The following is a 19,058-nucleotide window of genomic DNA, read 5'->3' as shown; positions in this document are numbered from 1 at the left end:
GTTTTCTCAGCACAATCTGCTCAGCGCGAAACACCATCCGAATAAGGCAGCCTGTCCGGCAATTTCTCGCGCAGCACGAACCCCCAGAGTGCGTTGGCCGTGCCCGGATAGAGATTGACCGCCACCGAACGCCCATCGGCAGACACCCAGCGCCAGGCCAGCGGCGTGTTCTCGTCGATGTTGAAATAGAAATTCTGGTGCGAGCCGCCGCGATAGTTGCCGTAGACGCCCGCGACGATGCCGGATTTGGTCCTGACGGAGCTGCCGCCGTTCGCCAGCGGCAGGGATTGGCCGGGAATGTAGTCGTTCACCCTGCTCGCGTAATTCGCCAGCAGGTATTGGCGCGAGGCCGCGCCGGTGCCGTTGAAGCCCGGGCTCGTGCAGCCGGGCGTGGTGCTGCCGCCGGCAACGGTCCACGCCGTCTCGACCCAGCCGCAGCCTTGGAAATTGCCGCCGGCATAACCGTAGGCGTAGTCGCCGGAGGTCTGCTGGCGATAGAAGCCGGCGCTGCGATACAGCGTGCCGACGAAAAAGCCTTGCGGGTTCATGCGGACGTAGAGGCTGTCCGCGTTCACCTGCCGGTTCTCGGCCAAGGCATGAGGAAGCGGTTCGAAAACGAAGAACAGACCGATCGCCAGCGCTGCGAGCTTTTTCATGACGGGAACCCCGGATCGGAGGAAGCGCGGAGGGAGGCCGCGGCGGCGATTGTCCCCGCGAGGGGCGTTTGCGTGGCGTTAATGCCGCATGGCAAACGCTATCGGTTCATCCGCATGGAGCCAGGGCATGTCATCGCTTCGCATCAAGACATTCTTTCCCGTCATCACCGTCCTGGCGCTGGCGGCTTGCGATCGCGCGCCGGCGCCCGAGCAGGCGGCGGCGAACGCAACGCCCGCGCAGGGCCAGCTGGATCAGCCGGCCGAGGACGTGCCGCCCGCCACCGCGCCAGCGAATGCGACCGAGCCGGCCACGGAACCGCAGCAGGGCTCCGGTCTCGCCATGGCGCGCATGGACGGCTACGGCGACATGCGCTTTGGCATGACGGTCGACGAATTCAAGAAGGCCTGGGGCGGTGAACTCAAGGGCGAGACGTCTTCGGAATGCTTCTACCTGACGCCGAAGTGGGTCAAGGTGCCTTCGGATTTCGCTTTCATGTTCGAGGGCGGCAAGTTCGTGCGCTACGACGTCGGCAACGACAAGGAAACCGCACCGGGCGGCGGCAAGCGCGGCATGAATGCCGAGGAGATCGTCAAGCTGTATGCCGGGCGTGTCGAGGAGACCCCGCACAAATACGTCGAGGGCGGAAAATATCTCGGCATCCGTGCCGATGAGAGCGGCGGCGACAAGGGCGGGAAGGGCAAGCTGGTGTTCGTGGTCGATGCGAACGGCAGGGTCGTGGACTGGCGCGTGGGCTTGCCGCCGCAGGCCGATTACGTCGAGGGTTGTTCCTGACCTGACGGTGCCGGAATCGATGCGGGGATCGATGTTTTCGCGCGCATGACGGCCAGCGGCTAGAATCCCCTCGATCCTTGGGGAGGCGCGCGTCATGTTCGAAGCCATCGGTTTCTTCCTGCTCGGCCTGGTCCTGCTCGCGCTCGGTGGCGATGCCATCGTCAAGGGCGCTTCGGGACTGGCACGGCGCACGGGCGCTTCGCCGTTCGTGGCCGGGTTGCTGCTGGTGGCCTTCGGCACCTCGCTGCCGGAGTTAGCCGTCAACGCTCGCGCCTTGATTACCGGTAGTCAGGCGCTGGCGCTGGGCAACGCGGTGGGCAGCAACGTCGTCAACATCGGGCTGACGCTCGGTGCCGCCGCGCTGGCCGCGCCACTGCTGATCCGCTGGCGCGCGCTGGTGCCCTTGCTGGTCTGCCTGCTGCTGGCGACCGTGGCGGTGATCGTCGCAGGTCTGGACGGCGTCCTCGGCCGGCTGGAAGGCATCGTGCTGCTGGTCGTCTTCGTGGCGGTGGTGGCGTTCGCGCTGGTACGCACCCGCAGCGAGAAGCCGGAGCTGCAGGATGCGATCGCCGCCTTCGCGCACAGCAATGCCGGGCTTGGGCTGAATCTGCTGCGCGTGATCGTTGCCGTCGCGCTGCTGTACTTCGGCGCGCGTTGGGTCGTGCAGAGCGCGCCCGTGATCGGAATCGCGCTGGGCATGGAGCCGCTGGTGACCGGCCTGCTGGTGGTGGCGATCGGCACCGCATTGCCGGAAGTGGCCGCGGCCGTCGCCGCCGCGCGACGCGGGCAGGGCGATCTGGTCGCCGGCCACGTCATCGGCTCCAGCCTCTTCAATCTCCTGGTGGTGCTGGGCGGCATGGCGGCCGTGCGCGACGTGCCGGTGCCGGCCTCGTTCGTGCAACTCGAATTGCCGACGGCGCTGGTGTTCGCGCTGATGCTGGTGCCGATCCTGCGCGGCGATCATCGCGTGAGCCGCACCGAGGGCGTGGTGCTGCTGCTCGCGTTCATCGCCTGGGTGGCGTTCGAAATTGTGTTGACGCATTGATGATGTCCGCCGTCACGCGTTTTCTTCGGCGCCCGCTTCGAGCCGTCCTGCTGGCATTGGCCCTGGCGGCGATGTCGATGCCGGCCTTCGCCTCGACCACGCAGATCGACCTCACCACGCATTGGGCCGGCTACGCCGCGATCGCGATCTTCGTGCTGGCCTACCTGTTCGTGGTGCTGGAGGAGTTCACCCATCTGCGCAAATCGCAGCCGGTGATGCTGGCCGCCGGCGTGATCTGGGCGCTGCTGGCCGCGGCGGTGGCCGCGCGCGGCGACATGGAGCTGGCGCATCACGCGGTGCGCGACTACCTGCTCGAATACGCGGAGCTGCTGCTGTTCCTGCTCGCCGCGATGACCTACGTCAACGCGATGAGCGAGCGCCGGGTGTTCGATGCGCTGCGTGCCTGGTTGCTGCGGCGCGATCTCGGCTATCGCGCGCTGTTCTGGATCACGGGCGGGCTGGCGTTCGTGTTGTCGCCATTGCTGGACAACCTCACCACGTCGTTGGTGATGAGCGCTGTGTTGCTCGCCGTGGGCGTGGGGAATCCACGTTTCGTGGCGCTGGGTTGCATCAACATCGTGGTGGCGGCCAATGCCGGCGGCGCGTTCAGCCCGTTCGGCGACATCACCACGCTGATGGTGTGGCAGCGCGGCCTGGTCGAGTTCTGGACCTTCTTCGCGCTGCTGGTCCCGTCGCTGGTGAACTGGGGCGTGCCCGCGGCGCTGATGCACTTCGCATTGCCGTCAGGCAAGCCGGCGAGCAGCGACGTGCGCGTTCCGATGAAGCGCGGCGCCAAACCCATCATGGCGCTGTTCGCGGTCACCATCGTGCTGGCGGTCGGTTTCCATAGCGTGCTGCACATCCCGCCATTCCTGGGGATGATGACCGGGCTGGCATTCCTGAAACTCTACGGCTGGTGGCTGCAACGCACGGCGCGGTATCTCGAACGCGCCGATTTCGCGCGTGAGGGCTCGCCCGGCGATATCGACGCCTTCGACAGCTACGAACAGGTGGCGCGCGCGGAATGGGACACGCTGCTGTTCTTCTTCGGCGTGATCATGTGCGTGGGCGCGCTGGGTTTCTGTGGCTATCTCGCGCTGTCCTCGCAGCTGTTCTACGGACTCCTGGGGCCGACCACGGCGAACGTGCTGGTGGGCCTGGTCTCGGCCGTGCTCGACAACATCCCGATGATGGTGGCCGTGCTGCAGATGAATCCGACGATGGACACCGGACAGTGGCTGCTGGTGACCTTGACGGCCGGCGTCGGCGGCAGCCTGCTTTCGATCGGATCGGCCGCGGGCGTGGCGCTGATGGGGCAGGCGCGCGGGCAGTACACGTTCTTCAGTCACTTGAAGTGGAGCTGGGCGATCGCGCTGGGGTATGCGGCGAGCATCGGCACGCATTTGTGGCTCAACGCACGTTACTTCACGACGTGAGGCGGTTTTCACCCTGCCCCGAAGCGAGATGGGAAAAGCAGGGTGCGGCTACAATCACCTCATGACCGAACCCACGCCCGTCACCCGCGCGGTACGCGTCCTGCCCGAACGCGCATTGCGTGCGCTCAGTGAATTCTTTCGTCTGGAGGCGGCCGGCGGCATCCTGCTGATCGGCGCGGCGGTGCTGGCGCTGCTGTGCGCGAACTCGCCGCTGGTCTCCGTGTACGAAGGTTTCCGCGAGCTGCCGGTGCAGGTGCGCGTGGGCGCGCTCGATCTCGCCAAGCCGCTGCTGCTGTGGATCAACGACGGCCTGATGGCGATCTTCTTCCTGCTGGTGGCGCTGGAAATCAAGCGCGAAGCGCTGAGCGGCCAGTTGTCGGAACGTTCGCAGCTGGTGCTGCCGCTGGCCTGTGCGGCCGCGGGCGTCGCGGTGCCCGCGGCGATCTTCTGGTTCGTCAACCGCGGCGATGCCGCCGCGCTGCGCGGCTGGGCGATCCCGGCGGCCACCGACATCGCCTTCGCGCTCGGCATCCTCTCGCTATTGGGCTCGCGCGTGCCGGTGGCGATGAAGCTGCTGCTGTCGACCATCGCGGTGATCGACGATCTCGCCGCCATCCTGATCATCGCGCTGTTCTACACCGATCAGTTGTCGCTGACGGCCCTGTCGTGGGCTTTCGCGGCGATCATCGGGATGCTTCTGCTCAACCGTCGTGGCGTGCGTTCGCTGACGCCCTATCTGCTGCTCGGCGTCGTGATCTGGGTGTGCGTGCTGAAATCTGGCGTACATGCAACGCTGGCGGGTGTCGTCACCGGCCTGATGATTCCGCATGCCGGCAAGCAAGAAGGCACTTCCGATGGCGAGGAAACTTCATCGCCCCTGGAGACGCTGGAGCATGCGCTGCATCCTTGGGTCGCCTACGCGATCCTGCCGGTGTTCGCCTTCGCCAACGCGGGCCTCGATCTGCGCGGCTTCTCCTGGGCCGATGCCTTGACGCCGTTGCCGCTCGGCATCCTGTGCGGTCTGCTGCTCGGCAAGCCGCTCGGCGTCATCGGCGCCGCGCTGTTGCTGCGCCTGTTCGGCGTGCGGTTGCCGCAAGGCCTGGATCTGAAAGCGACCGTCGGGCTCGGCCTGCTGTGCGGCATCGGTTTCACGATGAGCCTGTTCATCGCCTCGCTGGCGTTCTCGAACGATGCGGCGCGCTTCGATTCCGGGGTGTTCGGCGTGCTGGCGGCTTCGGTGACGGCGGCGCTCGCGGGCTTCGTGTGGCTATGGATCACGTTGCCGAGGCATGCATTGCAGAAGCAGGCGCAAGGCGATCGCTGACATGCGGCATGCGCTCGTCTTCGGCGCCAGCGGGCAGATCGGACGACTGCTGCTGGCGCGACTGGTCGAACAAGGTTGGCAAGTGCACGCGGTCTCACGGCAGGCGCGGATCGATGCGCCAGGCGTGCGCTGGCTGCGCGGCGATCTGCAGCGGATCGAAGGGGTGCCGTCCGAAGTCGATGTGATCGTCAGTTGCGGCCCGCTCGACCTGTTCGCGCGCTGGTACGCGCAGGCGCGCGTCGCCTGTCCGCGCGTGATCGCTTTCGGCTCGACCAGCCAGCTGGTGAAGGCGGCGTCGGCCGATGCCGCCGAACGTGATCTCGCCGCACGCTTGCGGGAAGGCGAACGCCTGGTGCTGGAAACCGCCGCGACGCGCGCCGCCGCCGCGACCTTGCTGCGGCCGACGCTGATCTACGGCGCCGGCGGCGATCGCACGCTCACGCGCATCGCCGCGATCGCGCAGCGCTGGCATCGCTTCGCCTTGCCGCGTGATGCCGTCGGGTTGCGCCAGCCGGTGCATGCCGACGATCTCGCGCAGGCGGCTTTCGCCGCGATCGATGCGCCCGGCTCGCATGGGCGGGTTTACGAATTGCCGGGTGGCGAAACCCTGTCGTATCGCGACATGACGGCGCGCGTGCTGGCGACGCTGCAGCCGCCCGCGCGCCTGCATCTGTGGCCCGCACCACTGTTTCGTCTGGCGCTGGCATTCGCCCGTCTCGCCGGCATCGCGCGCGGCTTCGGCGGCGCGGCGCTCGCGCGCATGCGTGAGGATCTCGTCTTCGACGCGACGCCAGCGCGGCGGGATTTCGGCTACGCGCCGCGTCCGTTCCGGCCGACGGCCGAGATGTTCGTTCCGCGCGCCGAATGAGGCGTCAGTACTTCCAGCCCAGCTTGCGATAGAGCTTCGACAACACCCACGCCGGACCAATCAGCAGATAGGTCAGGTCGGTGAAGAAGCTCGGCTTCTTGCCCTCGATCTTATGGCCGATGAATTGCGCGATCCAGGCCACCACGAACACCGTGATGGCGGCATACAGCAGTGTCTGCAGGCCGTAGCGCAGAAACAGCCAGCGCGTCAGCCACGACATCGCCACGAACACCACCAGCATGCCGAGCCCGAGCGCGCGCGAGGCGCGGTAATAGAACATCCAGGCCGCGAACATCGCCAGCGCCGCCCACAACCCGGCGGTGAACCAGGTGATCGGCACCGGGACGCACCACAGCAACGCGATGACGCTCCACAGGATCGCGGGCACCGCGATCACATGGATCGACTGGTTGGTGGCGTTGCGATGGTCGCCGGAGTAGCTCGCGAACCAGCGGTCGATGGGACGTTCTTCGGCGACGGTATTGACGGCATTCATGACGACCCCCTGCAAGGCGCGATCAATGCGCGCTGGATTTGGAGAATACCTGCAACACCACGACGCCGGCGACGATCAGCCCGATGCCGGCCAGCGCCGCCAGGTCCAGGGACTGCTTGAAGACGATCCAGCCGATCAATGCGATCAGCGCGATGCCGACGCCCGACCAGATCGCATAGGCCACGCCGATCGGCACGGTGCGCAGCACCATCGACAGGCACCAGAACGCGATGCCGTAGCCGATCACCACCACGGCCGAGGGGCCGAGCCGGGTGAAGCCTTGCGAGGATTTCAGTGCCGAGGTGGCCACCACTTCGGCGACGATGGCGGTGGCGAGGTAGAGGTATCCGCTGTTCATGGCGAGAGGCGGAACCCCGTCCGTCTTCAGTCGATGGTGATGTCGGCCAGCTTCTGCAGCGCCTCGGCGTATTTCGCCCGCGTGCGTTCGATCACCTCGGCCGGCAGCCGCGGACCGGGCGCGGTCTTGTTCCAGTCCAGCGTTTCCAGATAGTCGCGCACGAACTGCTTGTCATAGCTCGGCGGGCTGGTGCCGACCTGGTATTCGTCGGCGGGCCAGTAGCGCGAGGAATCCGGCGTGAGCATCTCGTCCATCACGTACAGGCGGCCATCGGCGTCGGTGCCGAATTCGAACTTGGTGTCGGCGAGCAGGATGCCGCGCTGCGCGGCGTACTCGGCTGCGAAGCTGTACAGGCGCAGCGTGGCGTCGCGCACCTGCTCGGCGAGGTCGGCACCGATCGCGCGCACCATCGTGTCGAAATCGATGTTCTCGTCATGGTCGCCGACTGCCGCCTTGGTGGAGGGCGTGAAGATCGGCTGCGGCAGCCGTTCGGCCTGGCGCAGGCCGTCGGGCAGGGCGATGCCGCTGACGCGGCCGGTCTTCTGGTAGTCCTTCCAGCCGCTGCCGATCAGGTAGCCGCGGGCGATGGCTTCCACCGGCACCGGCTTCAGCTTCTTGGTCACCACCGAGCGCTGTACATAAGGCGCCGGGTCGACGCCGGCCGGCAGCACCGAGGCCACGTCGATGCCGGTGAGGTGATTGGGCATCAGATTGGCGGTCTTGGCGAACCAGAAGTTGCTGATCTGACACAACATTTCGCCCTTGCCGGGGATCGGATCGGGCAGCACCACATCGAAGGCGCTGAGGCGGTCGGTGGCGACGATCAGGAGCCGGGGATCGCCCTCGTCACCGGGCAGCTCGAACACATCGCGCACTTTGCCGCGGTGGCGCAGGGTCAGGCCGGGGAGATCGGCGGAAAGCAGGGTGGTAGCGGCCAACTCGAAATACTCGTGGAGGCGGTGGGGCCGGGTAGTGTATGGCGAAGTGGCGCGTTTGCGAGCCCTGGCGGGCGGCCGCTGAGTCGAGGCCGCATCGAGCGGCTGAGGCGGCCTCGAATGGCCGGGCCGGACGGCTGCCCGAAGCCGGTTTATCGCGCCGGGGAAGGCACAAGGGGGCGGCGGACTTCGTGACAACCGTCCAGCCACTTACACTGTGCCCATGAAGCGCTGGTACGGAAAACTCCTCGGATTCATCGCCGGCGTCCTGCTGATGCGGACCAATCCGTTGCTCGGGGCGATGCTCGGCCTATTGATCGGCCATGCCTTCGACGCCGACTGGTTCCGGAGCCCGCGCGAGAATCCCTATCGCGTGCTCGGCCTCACCGAGGAGGCGAACGATGCCGAGGTCGATCTGGCGTATCGCCGCTTGATCAGCCAGTACCACCCGGATCGCATGAACGGTGTCGCCGAGGAGCTGCGCAAGCAGGCTGAGGTGAAGGCGCGGGAGATCAATACGGCTTACGATCGGATCAAGATGCTCAGACGAAAGTGATCGTCAGTGCTATGGACAACGACATACATGCGAAACACTTAGGCGGATTGCTCGGAAATTTTCATTCATTGGAAATTGCAATTCGATTCTATCTCTCGGAGCGACCTGGCTCTCCTCTCGCCGGCCAATATGGAGGGAGTTATCACAATCTTCCAGTAGGAACTTCGATTGCTGTAAACGATATGACTAGTTATGACTCGTTAGGGCGCTTGGTCCTCAAATTCAATTCGCTAATGAGAGAGACTGGAAAGCCGGAGCTAGACAAAACTTTGGTCGATCTGCGAGATGCAATCGCTCATGGACGGGTTTATGCTTCTGGAGAAGATGCCTGCTTTCGCCTGATGAAGTTCTCATCCGAAAAGGACGGGATGGTAAGGATCACTCATAATGAGACGATGACAGAGGCTTGGTTTCTTCAAAACAAGTCCCGTGTCGCAGATGCCCTCCGATTTGTCATGTGTGAATACGGAAAATGTATTTCTGCAAAGGCTCAAGGACCTTCAAATAAAGTACATCGCCAAGATTGAATAAATGACTAAAAGAAATATGCAGTCTGCCGTCATCGCTCCCTCCATCCTCTCCGCCAACTTCGCCCGCCTCGGCGAAGAAGTCGACAACGTCCTCAAAGCCGGCGCCGACTGGGTGCACTTCGACGTGATGGACAACCACTACGTGCCTAATCTCACCATCGGGCCGGTGGTGTGCGAGGCGCTGCGCAAGCACGGCGTTACCGCGCCGATCGACGTGCATTTGATGATCGAGCCGGTCGACCGCATCGTGCCGGATTTCGCCAAGGCCGGCGCCAGCCTGATCAGCTTCCATCCGGAAGCCAGCCGGCATGTGCATCGCACGATTCAGCTGATCAAGTCGCAGGGCTGCCAGGCCGGGCTGGTGTTCAATCCGGCGACCTCGCTCGACGTGCTCGATTACGTGCTGGAAGACCTCGATCTGGTGCTGCTGATGTCGGTGAACCCGGGTTTCGGCGGCCAGGCGTTCATTCCCTCGGCGCTCGACAAGCTGCGCCACGTGCGTGAGCGCATCGATGCCAGTGGCAAGCCGATCCGCCTGGAAATCGACGGCGGCGTGAAGACGGACAACATCGCCGAGATCGCGCGCGCCGGTGCCGATACCTTCGTCGCCGGTTCGGCGATCTTCGGTCATCCCGATTACGCACGGATCATCCGCGACATGCGCGAGGCGGTCGCGAGCGTGCGCGCGTAGCGCACAAGCGCCCACCCCCACGGCGATGCGCGCACTCGATGCCGAGCATTACGTGCTGGACGTGCAGCTGCGTCGCGAGCGTGTGCCCTCGTTCGATCGCTATCCGTTCTCGCTGCCGGCGCTGCGGTATTTCGAGCGGCTGGAGCTGCATCCGGCGGTCACGTTCGTGGTCGGCGAGAACGGCAGCGGCAAGTCCACACTGCTGGAAGGCATCGCGGCGGCCTGGGGATTCAACCCGGAAGGCGGCACGAAGAATTTCCGTTTCTCGACGCGGGCCTCGCATTCGGAACTGTACGAGTATCTGCGATTAGGCAAGAGCTATCGCCGTCCGAAGGATGGGTTTTTCCTGCGTGCGGAGAGCTTCTTCAACGTCGCCACTGAGATCGAGGCGCTGGATCGTGAACCGGGACCAGGTGCTCCGATCATGGAGTCCTATGGTGGTGTTTCGCTGCACGATCAGTCGCATGGCGAATCCTTCTTCGCGCTGATGACTCACCGCTTCGGCGGCCACGGCTTCTACGTGCTCGACGAACCGGAGGCCGCGCTGTCACCGGCGCGGCAACTGGCGATGCTGCGGCGCCTGCACGAGCTGGTGCAGGCGCAGTCGCAATTCGTCATCGCTACCCACTCGCCGATCCTGATGAGCTATCCGGATGCGTGGATCTACCAGATCGACGAGGGCGGCCTGTCGCGCGTGGCCTATCGCGACACGGAGCATTACGAACTGACGCGGGCATTCTTGAACAGCCCGGAAAGCTTCCTGCGTGGGCTGCTGGAGTAGTCGGGCGAAACGGCGTCATCCCCGGCAACCTGCTTCCATTCCGCGAGATCGCAGCGATATTCTTCCGCCATGCCCAGTGACTTCGCGAATTGCAGCCCAAACAGCATCGCTCACACGCGGGTGCGCGCATGAGCACCTGCGACCTGTGCGATGCCCACGAAGACGTCGTGCGGGTGCTCGACCTGCCGCTGCGCGATTTCGGCGGACGGATCGCGTTCTCCGGCCAGGTCAGCACGATCAAGGCGCTGGAAGACAATTCGAAGGTGCGCGAAGCCGTGGCCGAAGCGGGGCGGGGGCGCGTGCTGGTGATCGACGGCGGCGGTTCGCTGCGGCGTTCGATGCTTGGCGATCTGCTGGCCGAGAAGGCGGTGGCCAGCGGCTGGGCCGGCGTGGTGGTGATCGGCGCGATCCGCGACAGCGCGGCGATCGCGAAGCTCGATCTTGGCGTGAAGGCGCTCGGCACCTGCCCGCGCAAGACCGACAAGCGCGATCAGGGCCTGCGCGATGTGCCGCTGGAGATCGGTGGCGTCGCGGTCAGGCCGGGCGACTGGCTGTACGCCGACGAGGATGGCGTGATCGTCGCCGAGATCCCCCTGACCTGACCGCGCTCCTCCGGAAAAAATTGGAGGCAATCCCGCCTCCGCCCGTCGTCCCTGCTATGGCCTTCCATGCTCCGTGTCTGAAATGACGAGGGCATGACAGGGGCCCGGCCGGCGTTCACCCTGCGGACCCGCTGCGCTGTTAGCGTGTCGGTTTTGCAGATCGCATCACATCATGACCGCACCGCGCTGGCGCCTGGTCCTCAATGGAAAATCCGCGGGCGACGACGCGCTTCGTGTCGCTGTCACGGCCGTGCGCGAGCGCGGCATCGTGCTGGACGTGCGCGTGACTTGGGAGAGCGGCGATGCCGAGCGCTATGTCGCCGAGGCCATCCGAGAGGACGTGGACGTCGTCATCGCGGCCGGCGGCGATGGCACGCTAAGCGAGGTCGCCACCACGCTCGCACATCGCGAGGAGCCGGCGGAGGCACTGCCGTCGCTCGGCCTGGTGCCGATGGGGACCGCCAACGATTTCGCCACGGCCGCGGGGCTTCCGGCCGAACCGCTGTCCGCGTTCGAGCTCATCGAGATGTCCCGGCCCCGGCTCATCGATCTGCTGCGGCTGGACGCGCACGGCTCGCCGCACTGGGCGGTGAATCTGGCCAGCGGCGGCTTCGGCACGCAGGTGACGATCGAGACCCACGAAGGCTTGAAGAAGATGCTCGGCGGGCTGGCGTACTTCATCACCGGCATCGCCAGGCTCGGGCGCATCGAGCCGATCTCCGCGCGCATCGAAGGGCCGGATTTCGCCTGGGAGGGCGCGTTCATCGCGCTTGGCATCGGCAACGGGCGGCAGGCCGGGGGCGGGCAGGCGCTGTGCCCGGACGCGCGCATCGACGACGGCCTGCTCGATCTGACCATCGTGCCCGAGCTGTCGGGCGAGGTCGCCGCCACGCTCGGCACGATGCTGACGGAGGGCAAACATGCCGCGCTCGATCGGGCATCGATCCGCGCGCAGCTGACGCGGATCGAGATCGAGGCGCCGCAGCCGTTCGTGCTCAACCTCGATGGCGAGCCGATACGCGCCTCGCGCTTCCACATCGAATGCCTGCCGCGCCGGCTGCGCATGCACCTGCCGGACGGCTGTCCGTTGCTGGGCGCTTCCTAGCCGGCTTGTTCCAAGCCAGGGTGGAAGCCGGCTATATTGCCCGCATGCGTCTTCTGCACTCGTCTTCGCGATTCCTGTGCCCCGATCTGGGTTGGCGATGGCGGCCGCATGCCCGCACCGCCTTCGCCCGTCCGCCTCGCCAGGAAACATCGCGTGACCACGCCAGAACTGTTCCAACGCTACGCCGCTGAAGGCCACACCCGCATCCCCGTGGTGCGCGAGGTGCTGTCCGATCTCGACACGCCGCTCTCGGTCTACCTGAAACTCGCCGACGGCCCCTACACCTACCTGTTCGAGTCGGTGGAGGGCGGCGAACGCTTCGGCCGCCATTCGATCATCGGCCTGCCGGCGACGAAGGTGTACGCCTTCCGCGGCCATACGCTGAGCGTGAGCGAGCTGGGCGAAGTGGTGGAGACGCGCGAGGTCGACGATCCCTTCGCCGAGGTCGAGCGTTTGCGAGCGGAGCATTCGGTGCCGAAGCTCGACGGCCTGCCGGGGTTCACCGGTGGCCTGGTCGGCTGGTTCGGTTTCGAGTGCATCGGCTATATCGAGTCGCGACTGGCCGGAGGTGACAAGCCCGATGAACTCGGCACGCCCGACATCCTGTTGATGCTCAGCGACGAAGTCGCGGTGTTCGACAATCTCAAGGGCCGCCTGTACCTCATCGTCCACGCCGATCCGCGCGAGCCGCAGGCCTGGGCGCGCGCCAACCGCCGCCTCGACACGCTCGCGCACCGCCTGCGCCACGCCGGCGCTGGTTATCCGGAAACGCTGGTGCCGGCGGCGATCGACGAGAGCGATTTCCGCTCCTCGTTCACGCGCGAGGCCTACGAGGACGTGGTGCGCAAGGCGCAGGAATACATCCGCGCCGGCGACATCTTCCAGGTGGTGCCGTCGCAGCGGCTGAGCGTGCCGTTCCAGGCGCGGCCGGTGGATGTGTACCGTGCGTTGCGCGCGCTGAATCCTTCGCCGTACATGTATTTCATCGATGTCGGCGGCACGCAGGTGGTGGGATCGTCGCCGGAAATCCTGGCGCGCTTGCAAGACGGCGTGGTCACTGTCCGCCCGATCGCGGGTACGCGCCGCCGCGGCAAGACGGTGGAGGAGGACAACGCGCTCGAAGCCGAGTTGCTGGCCGATCCGAAGGAGCGCGCCGAGCACCTGATGCTGATCGATCTGGGCCGCAACGACGTCGGCCGCATCAGCGAATCGGGCAGCGTGCAGGTCGGCGAGCAGTTCGTGATCGAACGTTACAGCCACGTCATGCACATCGTCAGCGAGGTGACCGGGAAGCTGAAGCCGGGGCTGAGCTACGCCGACGTGCTGCGCGCGACGTTCCCGGCCGGCACCGTCAGCGGCGCGCCGAAGATCCGCGCGCTGGAGATCATCCGCGAGCTGGAGCCGGTGAAGCGCAACATCTATTCCGGCGCGGTCGGCTACATCGGCTGGCACGGGGATGCCGATACCGCCATCGCCATCCGCACGGCGGTGATCCAGGGCGGGCGCCTGTACGTGCAGGCGGGTGGGGGCGTGGTGTACGACTCCGACCCCGGCGCGGAGTGGGAGGAGACGATGAACAAGGGGCGGGCGCTGTTCCGGGCGGTGGCGGAGGCGGCGAAGGGGCTGTGAGCGACGGTTTTCCGGATCGTTAACCCCACTGGCGGGGTTGAAGCGTTGCAAGGGAAAGGTGCAATCACATTAGGTTGGGGAGAACCGCATGATCCACAGAATTCTGGCCGTCCTGTTGCTGTCGTCCGTAGCGGGAGGCGCTTTTGCGCAAGTGAACGCATTGCCGCCGACGCGGCACATCCTCGTGTACGGGGAGGCGCAGGCACGGGCGATCCCGGATCGGTTCAAGATCGAGGTGAAGTTTTCCGTGCTCGATGCCAAGGCCGACGTGGCGCGCGCCAAGGTTGAGGATCATCTTCAGGACACGATCTCGAAACTGAAACAGGCGTCTGTGCCGAATAACGAGATCGTCGCGACCTCGCTGCAGATCGAGCCGGAGAACGAGTACGACCAGGAACAGCACAAGCAGGTCTACAAGGGCATCCGGGTGACGCGGAATCTGTCCGCGCGCTTTTCCGATCAGGCGAGCCTGAGAAAATTCCTGGCGGCGCTGGTCACCTCCCAGGAGGTCCAGGTATCCGGCGTCGATACGGATCTGAGTTCGGAGCCCGAGTTGAAGCGGCAGCTCAGGCAAAAAGCCATCGAATCGACTAGGGAAAAGGCAGCAGTGATTGCCAAGTCTTATGGTGTCCGCTTGGCGGGGCTTTACAGCGTGTCCGACGCGGCGCCGCAGTTCTCGTACGGCATCACAGAAGGAGCTTGGCCGACGATATACCAATGGAATGGTGAGGCAACAACACTGGATCGGATCGTGGTGACCGGATCAGCAGTGGCTGCAGCTCCTGCTCCGGAATCCTTCCAGACCGGGTATGTGCAATTTCAGGACAAGGTCTATGCGGTCTTCCTGATCGGGGATTGAGTCAATGATCAGATCGGCTCGCTAGGCATTCCAGTTGAACAATCGCCGATGTCCTTCCAGGATCTCGGCTGATTGCACGGGATCCGGCGTCGTCGACCACTCGCCATGCTCATGCGTCCCGCCAAGCTGGATGCCATCGCGCCGCGGAAACATGTAGAAGCGCCCGGCGATCGTGGCGTAGTCGATCTCCGGTTGCGGCACCAGCACGGTCAGCTGGCCCTTGATCGGGAGCATCGTACTGTCGTTGAACAGATCGCGCGCGCCGAGGCCGGTGCAGTTGAGCACGACCGGTTCCGCCAATGCCGCAACTTCCTCGACGCCGCGAAACTCGCGCACGACGATGCGCCCGCCGGCGAGACGGAACGCATCCATCATCGCCGGCAGATAGATCGTCGGTTCGATGATCATCGTCTGGATTTCGTGCAGGTAGCGATCACCGAACGGATGCGTCCCGGGCGCGTGCGTGCGGGTGCGGAACAGTTCCGGCGTCTGTCCCCAATCCCAGCCGGGCGTGAATTCGGTTTTTCGCGAGACGAAATACAGCGGCATCCAGCGGATGCCGTAACGCTCCCCAGGCAGCAGCTGGAAACGGCGATTGGCGAACCGCGCGGCACGCGCCAGCCGCGCGCCGAATTCCGGTGTGCGGTATTCGCGATCGAGCAGCGAACTCGGTCCCCATTGCGCACCAGCGATGTTGGAGACGGTGTCCGGTGGCAATTCGCGTGTGTAGATCACGACGTCGAAGCCGTGATCTTGCAGCAGTCGCGCGGTGGCGAGTCCGACCGCGCCGCAGCCGAGCACGGCGGCGCGCCGTTCGGGCTGTGCCAGCGCATGTTCGAGCGCAAGTTCGGCGGTACCCCAGGACAGCGTGACGCCGCAGCCGCCATGGCCGTAGTTGTGGATCACCAGCTTGTCGCCGATGCGCTCCGGCTCGACGCGGAAGCCGGCGGGTCGGAACGGACGCAGCCCGGCCACCTCGCGCACCACCAGGGCCTCTTCGACCTGCAATCGCGGCAATACCAGTTGCGAACCGCGCGCGACCGGCCGGGCGATGTGAGTCGCGCATCCAGGAAAGGCCAATGCCGCGGAAGCGCCCAGCGCGGCCTTGAGCAACAGGCGGCGTGTCTGCGATGGCGCCGGGTTGCGCATGCGATGAAGGGTGGCGAGATCGGGATCGGGCATGAGGAACTCGGTCGGCGATTCGGTGGTTAGCTTAAACCGGAGCGGGTTTCGGGCCGCTAAAGCCTCGATTCGCGGCTTCCGGTTCCTAAATTTTTCTTCATGTTGCCGACATATCGGCGCCAGCGCAGCCGGCGCAACCTGTAACCATCGCAACACGGCCACATCGCCGATGCGATCCACCCAATCATCCGAGGAGTCGATGTCATGAGTATCCGTCCTATCGCCGCCCTGCTGGCCGCCACCTTCGCGCTCGCATCGGCCGGCGCCTTCGCGCAGGACAACGCGTCCAGTTCCACCACGCCGGCGACCAAGAGCGCCAGCGCCGCGCCCGCCAAGAAAGTCGTGAAGAAGCATCACCGTCAGGCCAAGAAGACGGCCGCCTCCAGCGCCAGCGCGCCGAAGACGAACTGATCGGTAGCGGTTTTGGGCGCGGCGGGAATCCTTCTGGTCGAGCGTTCTGGAATCCCGCCGCGCCCTGTCTGACGCACCGGGGTATGCGGTTTTGAGTTCCACGTCGTTTCAAGTCCCACGTCGTTTCCGTCCCGCCACACCCCAGGCGGGACGTTTTCCCAAGCTTTGCGTCGATCCGGATCGGTGCTGAATCCAGCGCGATCACCCATGATCGGGCCCCGGCGGATTGCACAGGAGAGTTCCATGCGTTTCGTCGGCCGCACCCTGCTCGCGGCGGCGATGGTGATCGCGGCGAGCAATGCCGTCGCCGCCACCGTGCCCGCCACTCCCGTACCGACCGCGGTGAAGCAGGCGCATCCGGCACGGACCTGTCTGAAGCGCAGCAAGCTCGGCCGTTGTGAGCGATGGTCGCAGGTCGTCAGACACAAGGCGCCTGCATCGACTGCGACCACCGATGGGCGGCACGAACATTGATTGCACGGCGGTCATCGCAGCCGTCCATGGCGAGACAAAGACGGCTTCGGACAGCCCAGCCCGGCCATCCATGGCCGGGCGCTCGGCATCGCAGCAGACGCCTGGATGGCGTCCGCTCAGCACGCGATGCCTCGCCCGGCGGAGTATTCTTTTTCGACAGCCCGAGACCGGCCATCGAACCCATCATGCGCATCCTGCTCGTAGAGGACGACCCGCACACCGCAGGTTTCATCGGCAAAGGGCTGCGCGAGGACGGCCACAACGTCGATCACGCCGACAACGGCAAGGACGGGCTGTTCTACGCCACCACCGAGTCCTACGACGCCATCGTGCTCGACCGCATGCTGCCGCAGCTTGACGGTCTCACCGTGCTGCGCACGCTGCGCGGTGCCGGCAACCGCACGCCGGTGCTGCTGCTGACGGCGCTGGGCGACGTCGATCATCGCGTCGAAGGCCTGCGCGCCGGTGCCGACGACTATCTGGTCAAGCCCTTCGCCTACGCCGAACTGAGCGCGCGGCTGGATGGTCTGGCCCGCCGCGGTAATGGTCGTGGGGTGGGTGCCGGCGAAACGACGAAGCTGCGCGTCGGCGATCTCGAACTCGACCTGCTCAAGCGCGTTGCCGTGCGCGCCGGAAAACCCATCGAACTGCAGCCGCGCGAATTCCGCCTGCTCGAATACCTCATGCGCCACGCCGGGCGCGTGGTGACGCGCACGATGTTGCTGGAGGCGGTCTGGGACTATCACTTCGATCCGCAGACCAACGTCATCGACGTGCATATCAGCCGCCTGCGGCAGAAGATCGATCAGGGCTTCCTCACGCCGCTGCTGCATACCGTGCGCGGTGCCGGCTATCGGCTGGAAGCCTAGGAGCCGCCGCCGGATGGCCAGAACGCGGGCCGGACTGCGAGCGCTGACGCTGCGTTCGACGAGCGCCAGGCTGGCGATCGTGGTGGCGTCGTCGTTCCTGACCGCGTTCGTCGTGCTGGGTGGCGGCGTGTATTTCACCGTCTCGGCCCTGCTCAACAACGATGCGCGCGAAGTGGTGCGCGCCGAGGCCGGTGGATTGATCGCCACGTATCGCCAGTCCGGGCGCGATGGCCTGCTCACGGAAGTGCGCCGGCGCGTGGCGGCACCGGACGATCCCGACACGGTCTATGCCCTGGTCGCGGGCGATGGACACATGCTGGCCGGCAGCTACGCGCGTCTGCCGTTCCGGCATGACATGCATCCACGCGTCGGGCACGACTGGATCGAATTCCACGACCGCACCACCGACGGCGCACCGCGCGTGCTCGCCTATCTGGTGCGCTTGCCGAATGGTGAAACGCTGCTGACCGGATTGCGCACGCGTTCGGAGGATGGCTTCCTGTCGCTGATGCTCAACGCCGCATGGGTCGCGTTGCTCGTGGCCACGGCGCTGGGTGCGCTGGTCGGCTGGTTCACCGCGCGCTGGGTGTCGCGGCGTTTGCGCAATCTCGACGCGACCGCCGCGCGCGTGGGCGCGGGCGAGCTGGGCCTGCGCGCGCCGGTCGACGGCAGCGACGACGCCTTCGACCGGCTCTCGCACCGCTTCAACGCCATGCTCGACCGCATCGAGGAGCTGTTGGATGGCGTGCGCCACGCCACCGACCACATCGCACATGATTTGCGCACGCCGCTCACGCGCCTGCGCAACCAACTTGAGCAATTGCGCGAACGCGCGATGGCGCGCGATGCCGCCGGCAATGCCGCGCCGGAGCTCGACGCCGCCATCACCGAGAGCGAGCAGTTGCTGCAATCCTTCGGCGCGCTGCTGCGGCTGGCGCGGATCGAGGCGCAGCCGGTGCTGGGGCGGGCTTCTTCCGAGCAGGCATCCGCGGAGGCCGCGCAACAGGTCGATCTGCAGGCGTTGTCGCGCGACGCGCTGGAGATGTACGCCCCGATCGCCGCGCAGCGCGGCATCACGCTGCACGACCACACCGCGCCAGTGCTAGTCCGTGGCGATGCCGATCAGCTGTTCCAACTGCTGGTCAACCTGCTCGACAACGCAATCAAGTTCGCGCCGGAAGCCAGCGCCGTCGACGTCTCCGCCGCGATCGTGGGCAAGGCCGCGCGCCTGGACATCGCCGACCACGGACCCGGCATCGCCGAGGCCGACCGCCAGCGCGTGCTCGATCGCTTCGTCCGCCTGGAAGCCCATCGCGGTTCCCCCGGCACGGGACTGGGGCTGAGCCTGGTGCGCGCCATCGCCCGGCGCCACGACGCACGCATCGAACTGTTCGACAATTCACCGGGCCTGCGGGTGCGGATCAGCTTCCCGCTGGCCTGATCCGGCGCCGGCGTGGC

The 19,058-nt window shown here is 65.8% G+C and carries 22 protein-coding genes; 17 read left to right on the top strand and 5 right to left on the bottom strand.

Going from position 1 to position 19,058, the window contains the following annotated elements; translation table 11 throughout:
- Positions 1–20 precede the first annotated feature (20 nt).
- A complete protein-coding gene (locus AC1RNP_RS10690) occupies positions 21–656 on the bottom strand; it encodes a hypothetical protein (protein ID WP_493051228.1) in 636 nt (211 codons plus the stop codon).
- Between the two features lie 127 nt (positions 657–783).
- On the opposite strand from AC1RNP_RS10690, the gene AC1RNP_RS10685 reads away from it, so the two are divergent.
- From AC1RNP_RS10685 to AC1RNP_RS10665, 5 genes are all read left to right on the top strand, one after another.
- The gene (locus tag AC1RNP_RS10685; RefSeq protein ID WP_493051227.1) at positions 784–1,449 is read left to right on the top strand and encodes a lectin; all 666 of its coding nucleotides are present in this window, start codon (positions 784–786) and stop codon (positions 1,447–1,449) included.
- A 94-nt stretch (positions 1,450–1,543) separates the two neighbouring features.
- Positions 1,544–2,494, top strand: coding sequence for a sodium:calcium antiporter (locus AC1RNP_RS10680; RefSeq protein ID WP_493051226.1), 951 nt, complete (start codon positions 1,544–1,546; stop codon positions 2,492–2,494).
- Complete coding sequence (gene nhaD, locus AC1RNP_RS10675; RefSeq protein WP_493051225.1) at positions 2,494–3,930, top strand: sodium:proton antiporter NhaD; 1,437 nt, start codon at positions 2,494–2,496, stop codon at positions 3,928–3,930. The genes AC1RNP_RS10680 and nhaD overlap by 1 nt, the downstream gene beginning before the upstream one ends.
- Before the next feature lie 61 nt (positions 3,931–3,991).
- Positions 3,992–5,254, top strand: a complete 1,263-nt coding sequence (gene nhaA, locus AC1RNP_RS10670; RefSeq protein WP_493051224.1) for a Na+/H+ antiporter NhaA — start codon at positions 3,992–3,994, stop codon at positions 5,252–5,254.
- Between the two features lies 1 nt (position 5,255).
- Positions 5,256–6,122, top strand: a complete 867-nt coding sequence (locus AC1RNP_RS10665) for an NAD-dependent epimerase/dehydratase family protein (protein WP_493051223.1) — start codon at positions 5,256–5,258, stop codon at positions 6,120–6,122.
- A gap of 4 nt (positions 6,123–6,126) precedes the next feature.
- Here the strand turns inward: AC1RNP_RS10665 and AC1RNP_RS10660 are convergent, their stop codons facing one another.
- The 3 genes from AC1RNP_RS10660 to AC1RNP_RS10650 are packed head-to-tail and all read right to left on the bottom strand — an operon-like array spanning position 6,127 to position 7,914.
- On the bottom strand, positions 6,127–6,618 hold the full coding sequence (locus tag AC1RNP_RS10660; RefSeq protein WP_493051222.1) for an Mpo1 family 2-hydroxy fatty acid dioxygenase: 492 nt from the start codon (positions 6,616–6,618) through the stop codon (positions 6,127–6,129).
- Between the two features lie 22 nt (positions 6,619–6,640).
- Positions 6,641–6,976, bottom strand: coding sequence for a DMT family transporter (locus tag AC1RNP_RS10655; RefSeq protein ID WP_493051221.1), 336 nt, complete (start codon positions 6,974–6,976; stop codon positions 6,641–6,643).
- A 26-nt stretch (positions 6,977–7,002) separates the two neighbouring features.
- The gene (locus AC1RNP_RS10650; RefSeq protein ID WP_493051220.1) at positions 7,003–7,914 is read right to left on the bottom strand and encodes a phosphoribosylaminoimidazolesuccinocarboxamide synthase; all 912 of its coding nucleotides are present in this window, start codon (positions 7,912–7,914) and stop codon (positions 7,003–7,005) included.
- Positions 7,915–8,134: 220 nt separating this feature from the next.
- Here AC1RNP_RS10650 and AC1RNP_RS10645 point away from each other — a divergent pair, with 220 nt between their 5' ends.
- From AC1RNP_RS10645 to AC1RNP_RS10610, 8 genes are all read left to right on the top strand, one after another.
- Positions 8,135–8,467 carry a J domain-containing protein gene (locus AC1RNP_RS10645; protein WP_493051219.1) on the top strand — a complete coding sequence of 111 codons (333 nt, stop codon included), beginning with the start codon at positions 8,135–8,137 and terminating at the stop codon, positions 8,465–8,467.
- On the top strand, positions 8,464–8,994 hold the full coding sequence (locus AC1RNP_RS10640; protein ID WP_493051218.1) for a hypothetical protein: 531 nt from the start codon (positions 8,464–8,466) through the stop codon (positions 8,992–8,994). Before AC1RNP_RS10645 ends, AC1RNP_RS10640 begins: the two co-directional genes overlap by 4 nt.
- A 19-nt stretch (positions 8,995–9,013) precedes the next feature.
- On the top strand, positions 9,014–9,688 hold the full coding sequence (gene rpe / locus AC1RNP_RS10635) for a ribulose-phosphate 3-epimerase (RefSeq protein WP_493051217.1): 675 nt from the start codon (positions 9,014–9,016) through the stop codon (positions 9,686–9,688).
- A gap of 25 nt (positions 9,689–9,713) precedes the next feature.
- Positions 9,714–10,469, top strand: coding sequence for an AAA family ATPase (locus AC1RNP_RS10630; protein ID WP_493051216.1), 756 nt, complete (start codon positions 9,714–9,716; stop codon positions 10,467–10,469).
- 128 nt (positions 10,470–10,597) lie between these two features.
- Positions 10,598–11,071 (top strand): ribonuclease E activity regulator RraA, encoded by a 474-nt coding sequence (gene rraA, locus AC1RNP_RS10625; protein WP_493051215.1) that lies wholly within the window; start codon positions 10,598–10,600, stop codon positions 11,069–11,071.
- A gap of 172 nt (positions 11,072–11,243) precedes the next feature.
- The gene (yegS, locus tag AC1RNP_RS10620) at positions 11,244–12,176 is read left to right on the top strand and encodes a lipid kinase YegS (protein ID WP_493051214.1); all 933 of its coding nucleotides are present in this window, start codon (positions 11,244–11,246) and stop codon (positions 12,174–12,176) included.
- A gap of 153 nt (positions 12,177–12,329) precedes the next feature.
- Positions 12,330–13,805: an anthranilate synthase component I gene (gene trpE / locus AC1RNP_RS10615; protein WP_493051213.1), complete on the top strand. Its 1,476-nt coding sequence runs from the start codon at positions 12,330–12,332 to the stop codon at positions 13,803–13,805.
- Positions 13,806–13,893: 88 nt separating this feature from the next.
- Positions 13,894–14,664, top strand: a complete 771-nt coding sequence (locus AC1RNP_RS10610; protein WP_493051212.1) for an SIMPL domain-containing protein — start codon at positions 13,894–13,896, stop codon at positions 14,662–14,664.
- A 21-nt stretch (positions 14,665–14,685) separates the two neighbouring features.
- On the opposite strand, the gene AC1RNP_RS10605 is transcribed toward AC1RNP_RS10610, so the two are convergent.
- The gene (locus tag AC1RNP_RS10605; protein ID WP_493051211.1) at positions 14,686–15,846 is read right to left on the bottom strand and encodes an FAD-dependent oxidoreductase; all 1,161 of its coding nucleotides are present in this window, start codon (positions 15,844–15,846) and stop codon (positions 14,686–14,688) included.
- Positions 15,847–16,050: 204 nt separating this feature from the next.
- Between AC1RNP_RS10605 and AC1RNP_RS10600 the strand changes: the two genes are divergently transcribed.
- The 4 genes from AC1RNP_RS10600 to AC1RNP_RS10585 all read left to right on the top strand — a co-directional run bounded on the left by AC1RNP_RS10600 (position 16,051) and on the right by AC1RNP_RS10585 (position 19,041).
- The gene (locus AC1RNP_RS10600) at positions 16,051–16,257 is read left to right on the top strand and encodes a hypothetical protein (protein WP_493051210.1); all 207 of its coding nucleotides are present in this window, start codon (positions 16,051–16,053) and stop codon (positions 16,255–16,257) included.
- 243 nt (positions 16,258–16,500) lie between these two features.
- Complete coding sequence (locus tag AC1RNP_RS10595) at positions 16,501–16,731, top strand: hypothetical protein (protein WP_493051209.1); 231 nt, start codon at positions 16,501–16,503, stop codon at positions 16,729–16,731.
- 185 nt (positions 16,732–16,916) lie between these two features.
- The gene (locus AC1RNP_RS10590) at positions 16,917–17,600 is read left to right on the top strand and encodes a response regulator transcription factor (protein ID WP_493051208.1); all 684 of its coding nucleotides are present in this window, start codon (positions 16,917–16,919) and stop codon (positions 17,598–17,600) included.
- A gap of 13 nt (positions 17,601–17,613) precedes the next feature.
- Positions 17,614–19,041: a sensor histidine kinase gene (locus AC1RNP_RS10585; RefSeq protein WP_493051207.1), complete on the top strand. Its 1,428-nt coding sequence runs from the start codon at positions 17,614–17,616 to the stop codon at positions 19,039–19,041.
- The last annotated feature ends 17 nt before the right edge of the window (positions 19,042–19,058 follow it).

The organism is Luteimonas sp. GW821-FHT14E02 (assembly GCF_058803905.1).
This window is presented reverse-complemented; position numbering and strand designations above follow the sequence as displayed.

Excerpts from the sequence above, each read along its gene's own strand:
- AC1RNP_RS10690 (WP_493051228.1), bottom strand. The coding sequence starts at position 656 with ATGAAAAAGCTCGCAGCGCTGGCGATCGGTCTGTTCTTCGTTTTCGAA.
- AC1RNP_RS10685 (WP_493051227.1), top strand. The coding sequence starts at position 784 with ATGTCATCGCTTCGCATCAAGACATTCTTTCCCGTCATCACCGTCCTG.
- AC1RNP_RS10680 (WP_493051226.1), top strand. The coding sequence starts at position 1,544 with ATGTTCGAAGCCATCGGTTTCTTCCTGCTCGGCCTGGTCCTGCTCGCG.
- nhaD (WP_493051225.1), top strand. The coding sequence starts at position 2,494 with ATGATGTCCGCCGTCACGCGTTTTCTTCGGCGCCCGCTTCGAGCCGTC.
- nhaA (WP_493051224.1), top strand. The coding sequence starts at position 3,992 with ATGACCGAACCCACGCCCGTCACCCGCGCGGTACGCGTCCTGCCCGAA.
- AC1RNP_RS10665 (WP_493051223.1), top strand. The coding sequence starts at position 5,256 with ATGCGGCATGCGCTCGTCTTCGGCGCCAGCGGGCAGATCGGACGACTG.
- AC1RNP_RS10660 (WP_493051222.1), bottom strand. The coding sequence starts at position 6,618 with ATGAATGCCGTCAATACCGTCGCCGAAGAACGTCCCATCGACCGCTGG.
- AC1RNP_RS10655 (WP_493051221.1), bottom strand. The coding sequence starts at position 6,976 with ATGAACAGCGGATACCTCTACCTCGCCACCGCCATCGTCGCCGAAGTG.
- AC1RNP_RS10645 (WP_493051219.1), top strand. The coding sequence starts at position 8,135 with ATGAAGCGCTGGTACGGAAAACTCCTCGGATTCATCGCCGGCGTCCTG.
- rpe (WP_493051217.1), top strand. The coding sequence starts at position 9,014 with ATGCAGTCTGCCGTCATCGCTCCCTCCATCCTCTCCGCCAACTTCGCC.
- AC1RNP_RS10630 (WP_493051216.1), top strand. The coding sequence starts at position 9,714 with ATGCGCGCACTCGATGCCGAGCATTACGTGCTGGACGTGCAGCTGCGT.
- rraA (WP_493051215.1), top strand. The coding sequence starts at position 10,598 with ATGAGCACCTGCGACCTGTGCGATGCCCACGAAGACGTCGTGCGGGTG.
- yegS (WP_493051214.1), top strand. The coding sequence starts at position 11,244 with ATGACCGCACCGCGCTGGCGCCTGGTCCTCAATGGAAAATCCGCGGGC.
- AC1RNP_RS10610 (WP_493051212.1), top strand. The coding sequence starts at position 13,894 with ATGATCCACAGAATTCTGGCCGTCCTGTTGCTGTCGTCCGTAGCGGGA.
- AC1RNP_RS10605 (WP_493051211.1), bottom strand. The coding sequence starts at position 15,846 with ATGCCCGATCCCGATCTCGCCACCCTTCATCGCATGCGCAACCCGGCG.
- AC1RNP_RS10600 (WP_493051210.1), top strand. The coding sequence starts at position 16,051 with ATGAGTATCCGTCCTATCGCCGCCCTGCTGGCCGCCACCTTCGCGCTC.
- AC1RNP_RS10595 (WP_493051209.1), top strand. The coding sequence starts at position 16,501 with ATGCGTTTCGTCGGCCGCACCCTGCTCGCGGCGGCGATGGTGATCGCG.
- AC1RNP_RS10590 (WP_493051208.1), top strand. The coding sequence starts at position 16,917 with ATGCGCATCCTGCTCGTAGAGGACGACCCGCACACCGCAGGTTTCATC.
- AC1RNP_RS10585 (WP_493051207.1), top strand. The coding sequence starts at position 17,614 with ATGGCCAGAACGCGGGCCGGACTGCGAGCGCTGACGCTGCGTTCGACG.